Here is a 14,213-nt window from a genome sequence, read left to right as displayed (position 1 = left end):
GAGCTGGGGTTCCGGCGCGTTGCGGCGCAGGTCCTGCAGCAGCCGCAGGCCGGCGGGGGTCATGGCAAACCCGCGCCAGCCGCGTGAGGCGCGGTCGAGTACGGCCCACACGATGCTGATGCAGCTGGTCTCGCCGGGGAATCGGCCGATAACCTTGGCGCGCCTGCGTGTTTCACCGAACGTTCGCTCGATGAAGTTGGAATGGCGGACCCGGTTGTGGTGCTCGGCGGGGAACCGCAAGCAGGAGGTCAGCCCTTCCCGGTCGGTGGCCAGGATCTTCATCGCTGCGGGATAGGCTCGGGCATAACGTTTTTCGAATTTGTGCAGGCGGGTGTCGATCAGTTCGACCAATTTCGGGCCGGGCTCGATGCTCAGGTTCTCGGTGTCGAAACAAGCCCAGTAACCGTCGCGGATCTCGGCCTGCATCCCAGCTGCGCGGCACGACCGCGCTCGTCGTGATCAACCGTGTCGGGTGGCGCTACTGCCATCCAGCGCAACATAGTTCAGGTTTGCTGATCTGTTGTTTCGCTGGCAGCGTGCGGGTACGGTGTGGGCACGACGTGTCGATGGTGACGGCCCATTCGGCGCGCGTGTCTGCACGAAAAAGGTTAATCGACATGCACAGTCGATGGTTTCCAATCGTTGCTTGCTTGCTGCTTGGGTCAGCAGCCGCCTGTAGCAATTCCCACTCATCCGTTCCCAGCGTTGCGGCACCCAACGTGCACTTCAAGCAGATGATCCCGCTGCCGAATCTCCCGGCGGGCGGCAAGTTTTCCTACGACATCGGCACTGTCGACCCGGCAACGCACCAGTACTACCTCGCCGACCGCACGAACTCGGCGCTCGACATCATCGACACGACCTCGTTTGCACTGCGCCAAGTTTCCGGCTTCACGGGCGCGAAGGCGACGAGCGACCTTTCCGGGCCGGACGGTGTCGTGTCCACCCCGGGCGGCGTCTACGTCGGCGACATCAACGCGGTGAAGGTAGTCGACCCGGCCGCGGGGACGACCTCCGCGCCGATCGCGACGGGGAGCGCCGGGTTTCGCACCGACGAGGGCTGCTACGACCCGGCAGACAAGCTGATGATGTTCGCGAACCCGGCAGACTCACCGCCGAACACGACCTGGATCTCGACGACGACCAATACCGTCAAAGCGACACATGCCTTCGCTGACTCGAAAGGTCTCGAGCAGTGCGCGTACGACCCCGGGACGAAGAACTTCTTCATCAACAACGACGGCACGCAGGCGAACCCGCACGGTGAGCTCGACGTGATCTCGGCGGCCAGCGTCGTCGCTGGGACGCCGGCGGTGAGCGCGACCTACACCGAGGGGGCCTGCGGCCCTACGGGCATGGCTCTCGGGCCGAATGAGAACCTGGTCGTGGGCTGCGACGCGGCGCCGGGGAGTCCGCAGATCACCCTGATCGTGAGCGCGACCAACGGTTCGATCGTCAAGACGATTACCTCGGTCGGCGGGTCGGATGAGGTTGCCTACGACTCCAAGCTCAACCGGTACTACACCGCATCGCGCAATTGGACGGCGAACGGCACGTCGCAGACCGGCGTGAAGGGCGCAAAGTTCACTCCGGTTCTCGGCATCATCGACGCCGGGTCGAATACCTGGATCGCCAACCTTCCCACCGTCAGCGACGCGCACTCCGTCGCGGTCGACTCGAACACCGGAAACGTGTTCGTGCCGGTGGCTCCGACTGCGACCGCCGCCGGAGGCGTCATGCGCTTCGGACTGTAGCCGTAGCGCCGCACTTCCAAACGCAGACCCGGTGCGGGAGCGGTCCACCACGGATTGCTCCTCACCGTCGTTCTCGAACGCGGCGTTCGAAGACGTGCAAAGCCGGTGAACCGGAGAATGAAGAAGGACAGCCCCCGTACGTCTGGCTAGCAGTACACGCATGGTACGAAGGCGCCCTGAGCACTCTTGCCGCGCCACCCGAGCCGTCCACATAGACACAGGACCAACTCGGTCACCGCCCATACCCATACAACACCGAAACCGTGGGGTTTCCGCGGGACTGGGCCTAATAGAACAGGTCAGGCCCGGTACTATACCGAGCCTGACCTGCTATTTCTGTGGAGCTAAGGGGACTCGAACCCCTGACCCCCACACTGCCAGTGTGGTGCGCTACCAGCTGCGCCATAGCCCCGTGGTGCTTGCCGGGGGTTTCCCCGTCGGCTTGAACGAAGTTACACCACTGTTGGTTTTGGTACCAAATCGCCTGGATAACGGGGTGGTGGAACAGAAGTTCGACAGGTAGTCTCGAACACATGTTCGATAGCAGAGAGCTTCAGGCGATGAGTGATGAGGGGCTGATCGATGCGCTGCAGCGGGCACACGGGGCGGCGGCGTTCGCGCAGGCGGCCGAGGTGCTGGCCGCCCGGGAGCTGTATCGGCGGCGGGAGGCTTCCGGGGGTGAGCCTGCCGGGGAGTTCGCGGTCGCGGAGGCGGCAGTGGCGGTACAGATCACCGAGGGGGTCGCGGCGGCGTTGATCGATATCGGGCTCGGGCTGGATCGGTTGCCGCGCACCCGGGAGGCCTTCGGTTCGGGGCGGATCGACCTGGCGCGGGCCCAGGTCATCGCCGAGAGCATCCGCGACCTGCCGGAGGAGATGCTCGCCGAGGTGGAGAAGACGCTGATCGAGGCCGCCGCCCGGACGAATCCGGCGCGCCTGCGTCAGACGGCGCGGCGCTGGGTGGCCAAGCTCGATCCCGGCGGCGAGCGGAACCGTCGCGAGCGCCGCGAGGGCGACCGCGATGTGCGAATCAAGGCGGTGCAGGACGGGATGGCGGTCTTCGACGGCCTGTTGCCCGCGCCGGGAGCCCAGACGGTTGCCATGCGGTTGCGCGAGATGGCGCTGGAGGTCTGCGGCCTCGATCCGCGCACAATGCCGCAGCGGCGTGCCGATGCCCTCGTGGCGCTCGCCGACGGCTCGCGGCGGCTGCGTTGCGGCTGCGGCCGCGAAACCGGCTGTCCCGCACCGCGCGCCGAGGCGCCCCGGCGGCCGCTGATCCAGATCGGCGTACCGGTGGGCACCCTGCTGGGCGAACTGGATGCCCCGGCCCACCTGGCCGGGTACGGGCCCATCGACGCCGAATCGGTCCGCCGGATCGCCGAACACGCACAGTTCGAACTGATTCCCGAGCGCACCGAGGATCCGACCAGCACGCAGGAGGCGATGGCAGCCGAACCCGCACCGTGGCAGGAGCGGGAGATTCGCGCCCTGGACGCGCTGTGCCGGTTTCCGGGGTGCACCATGCCCGCGGCCGAATCGCTGTTGGACCACACCGATCCGTTCGATCCGGCGCATCCGGGCCGCGGCGGTGGCACACTGATGGCGAATCTAGCGGTGCTGTGTGCACGCCACTATCGGCTGAAATCCTTGTCGGACAGGGCACAGCGGGCATGGCGAGTGCACCGGTCCGACGCCGATACGCTGCGTTGGACCAGTCCCACCGGCGGCGAACACACATCGGGCCGGGAGGGCACTCGATATCTGTTCCCGCACAGCGATATCGAGGAGCCCGATGTCCTATGGCCCAATCCCGCAACGACTCCGGCTGCCCCGCGCCCGTCCACCATCGATCTCACCTATCCGATCGACCACGGCGCCTTCGTCCGTCCCGGCCTGCGCCCCGCGGCCCCCGAGGACGACTATTCCGGGCGCTACTCCGTCGACAACCCGAGCCGCTGAGGGGAATTCATTCATGGTTCTGCTGCAACCGGATATCGACCGCACGCCCGGCCCTCGCCTCTATGCCCGTCACCCCGAGCCGACCCAGCCACTGTCGTTCCGGCAGAACGAGATCCGGATCACGAGGGCACCGAGCACAATGGAGCACGCCGACCGTCCGCCCGCACCGACCGTCATCGACGTCACCGTCGAACGCGACCGCATCGCGGCCCTCGAAAGGCTCCATCGGCGGCTCGAGGTCGAACTCGACCGGACCCCACCGGGATTCGAGTACGCGGCCATGGCCGGGCAGCTGCGCGAGACCATCAACGCGATCGCCGATGCGCGCAACCGCATCTACGAGGCACTGATCGACGAGGAACCCTGAGGGGACAAAGAGACCGCGCCCGCGATATGCGGCCGCGACGTAAAGCATCGCGGCCATGGATGCCCGCGGACCGTCGCCCGGACAGCTGGGGATGCCGTCCGGGCGACCAGCCCCGCATGGGCGCGGCCGGTGAGGCCGCTGCATACTTCGCGCTATCGTGCGAATGCAGAGGCACGCCGGATAGGCGCTGTCAGCGGAGCTGTCCGTCGACCGCGCACGGCCGGAGCGCATGCAGAGCTACGCCGCATGAGCGCTACTGGCGAAGCCGCCCACCGACCACGCACAGCCGGAGCGTAAGCAGAGGTACGCATGCTGGGCGCTGCCGACGAAGCCGTGCACGAACCGCGCACGGCCGCAGCGAATGCGGAGGTACGCCAGCAGGCGCTACCGGCGAAGCCGCCGCAGACCACGGACGGCCGGAGCGCATGCATAGCTACGCCGCATGAGCGCTACTGGCGAAGCCGCCCGCAGACGGCGCACAGCCGCAGCGCATTGCAGAGGTACGCATGCTGGGCGCTGTCGGCGAAGCCGTGCGCGAACCGCGCACGGCCGGAGCAAATGCGGAGGTTACGCCAGCAAGCGCTGCCAGCGAAACCATTCACAGACCGCACACGGCCGGAGCGAATGAAGGTACGCCTACCCCGCGAGCTTGGTTACCCAGTTCTGATCGCTCACGTCCACGTTCTTGCCCCCGTCGAGCACGGTCGGCGTCTCCACCTGGCCGACGGCCTTCTTCAGCCCGGCCAGCGCGGCCTGCGCGTGATCGCGGGCCTCGTCGACCCGATCCCCCTTCGCGATGCACTGCTGCACGTCGGCGGATGCACCGGCATCCTTGGCGATCGCGGCCAGCTCGTCGTTGCTGAGGCTGCCGCCGTTCTCCTCGCTGGGCTGCTTGGTGGTGAACAGCGCCAGGTGGAACTTCGAGAACGCCGGGCCCTCACCGTCGGCGGCGACGCAGTCGATGGCGGCGATGGCGCGGGTGGAGTAGTCCTTGGTGCCCGACTTCGGGTCCAGGAAGTTCACCATCCGGTACCGCACCGCCAGCTTGCCGGCGTCGACCTCCTTGGAAATCTGCTGCCCGTAATAGTGTTCGAGCGATCCGCACGCCGGGCACATCGGATCCTCGTACACATCGATCGTCTTGGCCGCGTTCGGCTTTCCGAGCACGATCGCGCCGTCGGAATCCAGCAGCGCACTCACGGCCGGATCGTGCGCGGCACCATACCCGTCTTCCTGGACCTTCAGCGCACCACCGCTGTTCGAGTGCACCAGATACACCACCACCAGCACGATCACCACTAGCGCAACCCCACCCAGTAGGAAGGTGGTGCGGCTGGACATCGGTCGCGGCTGATACTTCGATCCGGAGGAGTTCACGGCCAACACTCTGCCAAAGCCCGATGGGCCACGGGAACCCGCCGTGCCCGCCGGACTCGCTCGGCATCCGACGTAGGAATCAGGGAATCGGGATCACGCTGCCGCTCGCGGCACTGATCGTCGCCAAACCGAGCACCGCCCCGGCGACGGCGAAGCAGACCCCGTCCAACAGCGGTTCTGGAAGGTTCTGCGGGACCATCGCACCGACGCCCGTGGTCGGAGTGTGGCAGGCCTGCAGAAACTACGGCAGTGTCAGCTGCGAAGAAGACGGGCGAGCGCCCATATCAGCCTGCGCGGTGCCGGTGGCCGCGCACGGCAATTAGCTACGCCATAGTGGAAATCCGTTGTCACAGAAGCAAATCGGGACGGTATTTCAATAGGAGTTCAATGTATAGGAGAAGCGCCGCAATTTCGGCAACCAGATCAGCAGATCCGACAGATCCGGGAACGTGGTCATCCGGGACACCCGACTCAGGCCGAGATGAAGCCTATTCCACTGCGGCACTTGAGCATCCGGTATCGGTCCGACGATCTGATTCGCCCATCCGCTCTCCGAGCGCAGCGGGGCGACATCCGCAACGAATATGCTCCAGTCGGTGCTCGGCACCCGATGGGCCAGTCCGCCAGCGGCGGGCGAGTGCGGATTCGGTGGGGCGTCCAGTATCGCGCCGGCCAGACCCGAACGGGCGGTCGACAGGGCGAGAATGATCACCACGGCCTCGAACTCGCCTGGCCGGCCGTCGAGTCCGAGAAAACGGGAGACCGGAGACAGCGAGCGCGTGGCTCGCACCATGCGGTACAGGTTGAGAAGGCGCTTGGCATCACGCGGCGTCTCGATGAAACAGTCCAACGCGCCGAGCAGAGCCAATTCGGGTTTGGTGAGGGCAAGGGCGCGCTCGGTTTCGGGCTCGACCGGACGCTCGATGTCGTCGACCTGGGAACCCGCTTCGATCAGGATCACGCCGGCCGCTCGGTCGGCCGATTCCGCGGGCGGGACCGGCGATATCGGCGGCAGCGAAAGACCTTGCGGGGCTGAGGAATCGGCGGCCGACCCGGCTGGTTCGGCGAGCCCCTGCAGGAGGTTGGCGAGACCGGTGCTGTCCATCCGCGGTAGCACCAGGGGAATGTTGAGGATCTTCTGAATGTAGTCCTGCGGCGTCCGCCACTGGCCGCCGTCGGCATCGATGTCACCATCGCGGAGCAGTTCCGCATACCGGCCGCGCAGCGATCGCAGCAGCCAGCCCGGGTCGACCCCGACGACAACGACGAACAGATCGAAGGCCAGCAGCAGATGCACCGCCTGCAGCACATCGACGATCTGGTCCGGCGAGCACCGATCGAGATCGTCGATATAGAGCACGATCCGATCGATCGGCCTCCGGGACGAATCCGGATCGGGATCGGCGCGCCACTCGGCCATGAGGCCGACCAGCTGCTGCAGGTCCTTGCGAATGGTGGAGATGAGGCCGAGCTGTCCGGTGTACGAGTCCCCCTGGGCCCGCGCGGCCAGGAAGGAGTACAGCCGCCGCCCCGGTTCCAGCTCAGCGAGTTCGCGGCCGAGCTCACCGACATGGGCGATGACATCATCGAGTTGCGCCTGCGCGACCCGCTCATCGGCCTCGGCCGCACGCAGGCTCCGCAGCTTGTCGGCCAACTCGCGGTCGACCGAGTTCTCCGCCGCCTTGGTCAGCTCGCCGCGCAGCTCCTCCCCGACCGTGCGCAGCCGCTGCAGGCCGGCACGCATTCGGGCCAGCAGATAGGTCAGGCCGCCGAGACCGGTGACGGTGGCCGAGAGCCCGACACCCAACGCGGCGTGGTCCTTGATCCCGGCCACCAGCACCGGGACCAAAACGCCGAGCCCGAGCACCGCGACGGCCGCCGCCAGCGAAAGCCGGCCGATCTTGGTCGTCGCCGCCCGAGTGAGTGTCGCCGCCTCGCTCGCGCTACCCTGCAGTTGGTCGGCAAGCAGTTCGGCCTGCTTCGTGGCGTCGTCGATCCCGAGCGTGCGCCACATACTCGAGATCGTGTCGCGATAGGTCGGCGAATTACACACTGCCGCAAGCAGGTTCTTCGCCGAGGTTACCCGGTCCGCGACGGCCTGGTCCACCTCGGTCTGTAAGCGGGCTGCGGTGTCGCGAGCGTGGTTCTTGCGACTCTCGAGCTGGTGGTACTGATGGAGGCGCTCGGCCATATCGGCCCGAATCAGTTCGGCGCGCGGGCGCGATTCCGCCTCGGCACCGGCGAGCTGACGGAAGATCTCGTCGCCGAGGCTGGCCCACAGATTACTGTCCGCGTAATGCCAGGCATTGAAACCGATGTGCACGACCTCGTGGCAGTATCGCGAATCTCCGGACTCGGCCAGCATCTGAATCTGATCACGTAGCATCGCCATGAAATAGCTTTTGCCCGAACCCCATTCGCCGAACAGCCCGACCGACAGGGGCAGCGGTGTGCTCCGGTCCGCGATCACGGTCGCGAGCATCCCCACATACGGCGCGACATCGAGCCGATCCTGTGCCAGCGGTATGCCCTCGTTCGTATCGACGAGATCTCGCGAGATGCCGCCCGCCAGTTCGGGATCGAACGACGAGGACGGAGCGGCGGCCGTCCGGGCATATTCTTTCGTGATGACCTCGGCGGTCGTGTCGTCCCGGCACAGGAAGACCAGCTCTTCCACGACGAGCGAGGAGTGCTGCCGCATCGTCTGGATGGCGGCGGGGACGAGGATGCGGGCCACCCTCCGGGCCGGTTCGGTCAACGCACCGGCGGCGAGGAGGGGTATCGCGATCCGGCGCGCGCCGATTGCCACGGCCGCGTCGAGTGCGCTGCGGGTGGCGCTGAGCAGCGACAGGTCCGTGGTCTCGGGGTGGCCGTCGTTGTATTCCTGGGGCGCGACCAGGATCGCATGGGCGAGAACCACATCCGGTCGGTCGGCGGTGGGCAACGCCAGTACGAGCGGCCGTCGCGGGGTGATGGTTTCGAAATCGACCGCGTCCCACGCCCTGTCGTAGAGTTCGGCCCGCAGCGCCTCGCCGAGCTGACCCAGGCTCGACCCCACCGACACCACCATCGCATCGACGTCCAGCGTCCACGGCCGGTTCGTCTGCGCCAGCGAGTAGCCGATGCCGTCGAGTGTGCCGAGCTTGGTCGTCGAGGCGGAGTCCGACATCGTCATCGCGAATCACGCACCGGCGCAACAGCTAGCACAGAGAATCGATCGAACTCGGATACGTTGCATGACTCTCCCCCATGGATGGCGCCGGATCCGGCCCCGGTCTCGTTGCCGGGAGTCTACAACACACCTCCGGCAACGGGCGCGGCGCGAAGGCAGCACGACCGCGAATTATCATGTCACGCTGGCGATTACCGAGAGACGCCCATGAACCGTTCCGGCCGTTGCACGTTGGCACAGCAGGTGCTGCACCCCCAGCCGTAGCTACGGGCCGGGTCGAACCGTTGCGCAAACGACATCGCGAGCCGGTCCTGGTCGATCGCGGGCGCTCACGGGTGACAGCGCGGGCGCCCGACAACATGTACCCCGGGACCGATCAACACGGGTTATACCTGCCCCGACACCTACGCGGCGACCGCCCGCCGCCGTAACGTCTCCGGCGCCACCGCCCAGCCCCCCGCCGCCAGCACCAGCAGCGCCCCGGTCACCCCGAGGGCGAAGCCGAACGACACCCGCTGGGCGATCGCGCCGACCACCACCGGGCCCAGGACCGTGCCCAGGTCGGCCGCCATCTGGAAGCCGGCAAGCACCGGGCCGCCGCGCGCGTCGGGGCCGATCACGTCGGCCAGGACGGCCTGCTGGGCGGGGGTGAACATGCCGGAGCCGATGCCGGCCGCGAACGACAGGGCCAGCAGCCACAGCACGCTGGGCGACATACCGAGCGCGGTGGTGCCTGCCGCGCACACCAGGGTGCCGACGATGAGGAAGGGCTTGCGGCCCAGCCGATCCGAGAGCCGGCCGGCGGCGAACATCACCGAGATGTCGCCCGCCGCGAACATCGTCAGTGCTACCCCGGCCACGCCGGGCGAGGCATGCAACGCCTCCACCACCAGGAGCGGCACCAGCGCCATCCGCACCCCGAACACGGCCGCGCCGTTGGCGAAGTTGGACCAGAGCACAGCCCGGTAGGCGCCGTGCGAGAGTGCCTCGCGCAGGGTCATCACGCGCACCGCCTCGGCGCGCTCGGGCGCGGTCAGCTGCGAGCCACGCAGATTCCAGTAGACGACCGCGCTCGCGACCAGCAGCGCGACCGCGTAGATCACGAACGGCATCCGCAGCCCGAATCGCGCAAGCACACCGCCGAGCAGCGGCCCGAGCAGCGAGCCGATGAGAAAGCTCGTCGACCACAGCCCGGACACCCGCCCGCGCTGCCCCGGGGGCGACAACCTGATCACCAGTCCCACCGAGGACACCGTGAACATGGTCGACCCGATGCCACCCAGCGATCGCAGCACGATGAGCTGCCAATAGCTCTGCGCCAGCGCACACGCCCCCGTCGACAGCGCCACCACCAGCAGGCCCACCAGATACACCGAGCGTTCGCCGAGCCGCTGCACCAGACGCCCACTGACCGGCGCGAACAACAACCGCATCAGCGCGAAGGTGCTGACGATCGCCGACGCGGCGGCCACCCCGACCCCGAAACTGCGCGCGTACTGCGGCAACGCCGGGGCCACCAGCCCGAATCCGAGGGCGATGATGAACGCCGCCCCGATCAGCACCCAGATCTCGACGGGCAGCCGCCCGGCCTTACCGCTCCTCATCGACAACATCCGTCCACGCCCGACCACAACCTCATCTGCACGTCATATTCTTCCCACACCGAACCATCAGCCCGCGCCGCATCGGCCCGTACCGGCGCGACCGCCGGTCCGTAGCTCTGCCATCGAAGCCGTTCGGCCTCCGTCGTCACCGCCCCGCTGACCCGCGGCCCGAGCGCGACATCCACGACACGGACGTCCGTACACCCGGCACGACCCATCCGTATCGGCACATCACCGACCATGGAATAGGTCGAGCCGCCCGCCGCGGCCGCCGGCCCCGAATGCACTCGGCGGACCGATGAGTTCTCCCCACCCGGCCGGTCTCCATTCCAGAACATCTCCGCCCGCGGAACAAGGGATCACAGGATGATCACACATGACATCGGCACCCGCGAAGACTGGCACAAGGCATACGAGGCCCTGCGCGCCCAGGAAAAGGAGCTGACCCGCCGCGCCGACGAATTGGCCCGGCAGCGACAGGCGCTACCGTGGGTGCCGGTCACCAAGGAGTACCGATTCCAGACCAACGCCGGTGAGAAATCCCTGGCCGAGCTGTTCAACGGCCGGTCCCAGCTGATCATCCGGCACTTCATGCACGGCCCGAAGACCCCCGAGGGCTGCCCCGGCTGCACCTTCGAGACCGACAACCTCGTGGGCGCGGTCCCCCACCTGGCCCATCGCGACGTGACGTTCATCCTGGCCTCCCGCTCACCGCTGGCCACCCTGAACGCCTACAAGGAGCGCTTCGGCTGGGACATCGACTGGGTATCCATGGGCGACAACGGATTCAACGAGGATTTCTACAAGCTGATGTACACCCCGTCTGCCCACCGCCCGGCCGGCCAGGGCATGCTGGACGTGATGGAGCTGATGGCCCTGAGCTCGTTTGCCTTTGCGGATGGCGTTGTCTACCACACGTATTCAACGTACGACCGCGGAACCGACACCCTGAACGCCACCTGGCAACTGCTGGACCGCGCTCCCCTGGGCCGCGGAACCACCTTCGAGGGCTGGCCCCGCAAACGCGACGAATACTGATCCACAGCCGACGCCTACACCCACGCCGACTGCGCAGGGCCCGCACCCGAGTGCCCGGCTCGAATGCCCGGTAAGTGTGGCGATCCGTGGCACCGGGAAGTTCGGGCAGTCGCACAGTGCATCACACCACCGGAACGACTACCGGGGCCGCAACATTCGGCGAACAGCCCCGCGAGCGTGACGACTACTGCCCCAGCGCCTGCCCGACGACCTCTTCCGCGGCGGCCTGCACCTGCGCCAAATGCTCCGGCCCCTCGAAGGATTCGGCGTAGATCTTGTATTTGTCCTCCGTGCCGGACGGACGTGCGGCGAACCAGGCGTTCTCGGTGCTCACCTTCACCCCGCCCAGCGCCGCGCCGTTGCCCCGGGCGCGGGTCGCGATGGCGGTGATCTCCTCCCCGGCGACCTCGGTCGCGCCGATATCGTCGGGGGTCAGGGCCGCCAGGCGCGCCTTCTGCTCCGGGGTTGCGGCGGCATCGATGCGCGCGTACGCCGGTGAGCCGTAACGCTTTTCGAGCTCGGCGTAGCGTGCCGAGGGACTCTGCCCGGTGACCGCGGTGATCTCCGCGGCCAGCAGCGCCAGCAGGATGCCGTCCTTGTCGGTGGTCCACACGGTGCCGTCGTGCCGCAGAAACGACGCGCCCGCGCTCTCCTCACCGCCGAAAGCCAGTGAACCACTGAATAATCCGGGCACGAACCACTTGAAACCGACGGGCACCTCGTGCACCTGCCGCCCCAGCACGCCCACCACCCGGTCGATCATCGAGGAGGTCACCGCGGTCTTGCCGATCTTGGTCAGGGCATCCCACCCCATCCGGTTCGCGATCAGGTATTCGATCGCCACCGCGAGGTAGTGGTTCGGATTCATCAGGCCCGCATCGGGTGTCACGATGCCGTGCCGATCGGCATCGGCATCGTTGCCGGTGGAGATGTCGTAATCGTCCCGGATGGCCACCAGCGAGGCCATGGCGTAGCGCGAGGACGGATCCATGCGGATCTTGCCGTCCGAATCCAGGGTCATGAACCGCCAGGTCGGGTCCACGAACGGGTTGACGACCTCCAGCTCGAGGTCGTAGCGCTGCCCGATCTCCTCCCAGTAGTCGACGCTGGCCCCGCCCATCGGATCCGCGCCCAGCCGGATGCCCGCGCCGCGAATCGCGTCCAGGTTCAGCACATTCGGCAGATCGGCGATGTAGTGGTCGAGATAGTCGTAACGCCGCACCGAGCCCGCCAGCGCGTGTGCCAGGGTGGTGCGCTTGACCCCGGCCAGACCGCCGCGTAGCAGCTCGTTGGCGCGCTCGGCGATGGCGTCGGTGGCCACGGTGTCGGCCGGGCCGCCGTGCGGCGGATTGTATTTGAAGCCGCCGTCGCCGGGCGGATTGTGGGAGGGCGTGACCACGATGCCGTCGGCCTGGTGCCGGGTGCCGCCCCGATTGTGGCGCAGCACGGCGTGACTCAGCGCCGGGGTGGGCGTGTAGCGGTCGCGGGCGTCGATGATCGCGGTGACCTCGTTGGCGGCCAGCACCTCGAGCGCGGTGGTCCAGGCGGGCTCGGACAGGGCGTGGGTGTCGCGGGCCAGATAGACCGGGCCGGTGATGCCGCGGGTGGCGCGATATTCCACGATCGCCTGGGTGACAGCCAGGATGTGGGCTTCGTTGAAGGCGGCATCCAGGCTCGACCCGCGATGCCCCGAGGTTCCGAACTGGACCAGCTGCGCGGGCACCGAGGGATCCGGGATGTTGGCGTAGTAGGCCGTCACCAGATGCGGCAGATCCTCCAGATCGGTGGCCCGCGCCGGTCGTCCGGCTCGATCGTGGGCCATGCTGGGGCCTCCTTTCCGTGTTGCCTGTGCCCGGCTGGTCATCAGGATCACGGCCACACCCGCTCTGCCGGGCGTGCGCCGATGCCGGGGTGAGCCCCGCCATGTACACCGGCCGTCGCGCCCAGACCCACTACCGTATCGAACCGCCCGGCGTCCGGACGATCGGCCCGAGACCCTATTTCCAGGGGGGCGGGTTCGGCACCGTCCGCCGTCACGGGCGGCTCCCGGCGCCAGAACTCCAGACCTGCACCGCGGACAGCGCCACGGTGCCCGTATCGAACAGTTCGGCGTTGCCGGAGACGAATTCGCGCAGTAGTTCGGCGTCGTCGACGATCATCACCATGATCGGCAGGTTCTCCGCCAGGTCCAGCAGCCGGGTGGTGTGGATGCGCGAGGTGACGCCGTAACCCTCCATGCCGCGCCACACGCTGGCCCCCGCCAGGCCGGCGTCGCGGGCACGCCGCACGATCTCGTGGTAGCGGGGCCTGCGCTGCCAATGGTCGTCCTCGCCTAGCAGCACCGTCAGGCGCGCCGCCGGACGCCAGCGCGGATCGGGCTGCCAGGCATCGGCTTCCGTCACGATCTCCACGACCGGTTCACGCTGTGTCACATCGCACCATCCCTCGCACTACCCCTCGTGCCGTCCATCGTGCCCTCACCCTCGCGGGCGCCACCACCGTTCTTCCCGGGGGTTACCCAACAGCGGCGCCGAACCACGCGGAAACCTCCTACCGCTGTCCGCCGATCATCGAATCATGCTAACTGTCAGCGATCCGGCCCCGATCGGTGCGGGCGAATCCGGCCGCTCACCGGTGCCGATGCAACGGGAGCGCTGTCGCAATAGTCCTGGCCATTCGGCGCGGCGGCCGAATGCACGGGATTCGGACTGTTGTAATAACGACGCTCAACAAACTAGCCGATCATTTGCCTGAGCACGCCAGGCGGCACCACACAGTATCCGAAACCTCCCATCTCGACGCATATGTGCCGTCGATCGATCGATCCGACGACTCGAGGAGTGACGACGACGGTTGACAGTCCGGCACGGCGACGCGGACGGCCCCGGACCGGATGGTGGCGTCCCGCACCGGCTTTGGCGGCGACGCTGCTGTCGGTCGCCG

Annotated in this window: 9 protein-coding genes, 1 tRNA gene and 1 pseudogene; 4 read left to right on the top strand and 7 right to left on the bottom strand. The window is 67.5% G+C overall.

The features are described from left to right. Positions 1-6: 6 nt before the first annotated feature. Positions 7-432 (bottom strand): annotated as a pseudogene (locus tag KO481_RS34655) (transposase); the annotation flags it as partial. A gap of 185 nt (positions 433-617) precedes the next feature. On the opposite strand from KO481_RS34655, the gene KO481_RS34650 reads away from it, so the two are divergent. After that, positions 618-1,754, top strand: coding sequence for a YncE family protein (locus tag KO481_RS34650; RefSeq protein WP_215922720.1), 1,137 nt, complete (start codon positions 618-620; stop codon positions 1,752-1,754). A 339-nt stretch (positions 1,755-2,093) separates the two neighbouring features. Here the strand turns inward: KO481_RS34650 and KO481_RS34645 are convergent. Further along, positions 2,094-2,166, bottom strand: a tRNA-Ala gene (locus tag KO481_RS34645). 148 nt (positions 2,167-2,314) lie between these two features. On the opposite strand from KO481_RS34645, the gene KO481_RS34640 reads away from it, so the two are divergent. Next, positions 2,315-3,712, top strand: coding sequence for an HNH endonuclease signature motif containing protein (locus KO481_RS34640; protein WP_215922719.1), 1,398 nt, complete (start codon positions 2,315-2,317; stop codon positions 3,710-3,712). 13 nt (positions 3,713-3,725) lie between these two features. After that, positions 3,726-4,079 carry a hypothetical protein gene (locus tag KO481_RS34635; RefSeq protein ID WP_215922718.1) on the top strand — a complete coding sequence of 118 codons (354 nt, stop codon included), beginning with the start codon at positions 3,726-3,728 and terminating at the stop codon, positions 4,077-4,079. Between the two features lie 636 nt (positions 4,080-4,715). Here the strand turns inward: KO481_RS34635 and KO481_RS34630 are convergent. The 3 genes from KO481_RS34630 to KO481_RS34620 form a co-directional block, all read right to left on the bottom strand. Then, positions 4,716-5,456 (bottom strand): DsbA family protein, encoded by a 741-nt coding sequence (locus KO481_RS34630; RefSeq protein WP_308166886.1) that lies wholly within the window; start codon positions 5,454-5,456, stop codon positions 4,716-4,718. Positions 5,457-5,829: 373 nt separating this feature from the next. Next, positions 5,830-8,631: a P-loop NTPase fold protein gene (locus tag KO481_RS34625; RefSeq protein ID WP_215922717.1), complete on the bottom strand. Its 2,802-nt coding sequence runs from the start codon at positions 8,629-8,631 to the stop codon at positions 5,830-5,832. Positions 8,632-9,032: 401 nt separating this feature from the next. Next, positions 9,033-10,232, bottom strand: a complete 1,200-nt coding sequence (locus KO481_RS34620) for an MFS transporter (RefSeq protein WP_215922716.1) — start codon at positions 10,230-10,232, stop codon at positions 9,033-9,035. A 366-nt stretch (positions 10,233-10,598) separates the two neighbouring features. Between KO481_RS34620 and KO481_RS34615 the strand changes: the two genes are divergently transcribed. Continuing rightward, entirely contained in the window at positions 10,599-11,270 is a 672-nt protein-coding gene (locus tag KO481_RS34615) for a DUF899 domain-containing protein (protein WP_215922715.1), read from the top strand. 184 nt (positions 11,271-11,454) lie between these two features. Here KO481_RS34615 and pgm read toward each other — a convergent pair whose 3' ends face one another. Together pgm and KO481_RS34605 are read right to left on the bottom strand one after the other, a co-directional pair. After that, the gene (pgm, locus tag KO481_RS34610) at positions 11,455-13,092 is read right to left on the bottom strand and encodes a phosphoglucomutase (alpha-D-glucose-1,6-bisphosphate-dependent) (protein ID WP_215922714.1); all 1,638 of its coding nucleotides are present in this window, start codon (positions 13,090-13,092) and stop codon (positions 11,455-11,457) included. A gap of 211 nt (positions 13,093-13,303) precedes the next feature. Continuing rightward, positions 13,304-13,702 (bottom strand): DUF190 domain-containing protein, encoded by a 399-nt coding sequence (locus KO481_RS34605; RefSeq protein WP_308166885.1) that lies wholly within the window; start codon positions 13,700-13,702, stop codon positions 13,304-13,306. Between the last annotated feature and the right edge of the window lie 511 nt (positions 13,703-14,213).

This window comes from Nocardia albiluteola (assembly GCF_018860155.1).
Classification (GTDB): Bacteria; Actinomycetota; Actinomycetes; order Mycobacteriales; family Mycobacteriaceae; genus Nocardia; species Nocardia albiluteola.
This window is presented reverse-complemented; position numbering and strand designations above follow the sequence as displayed.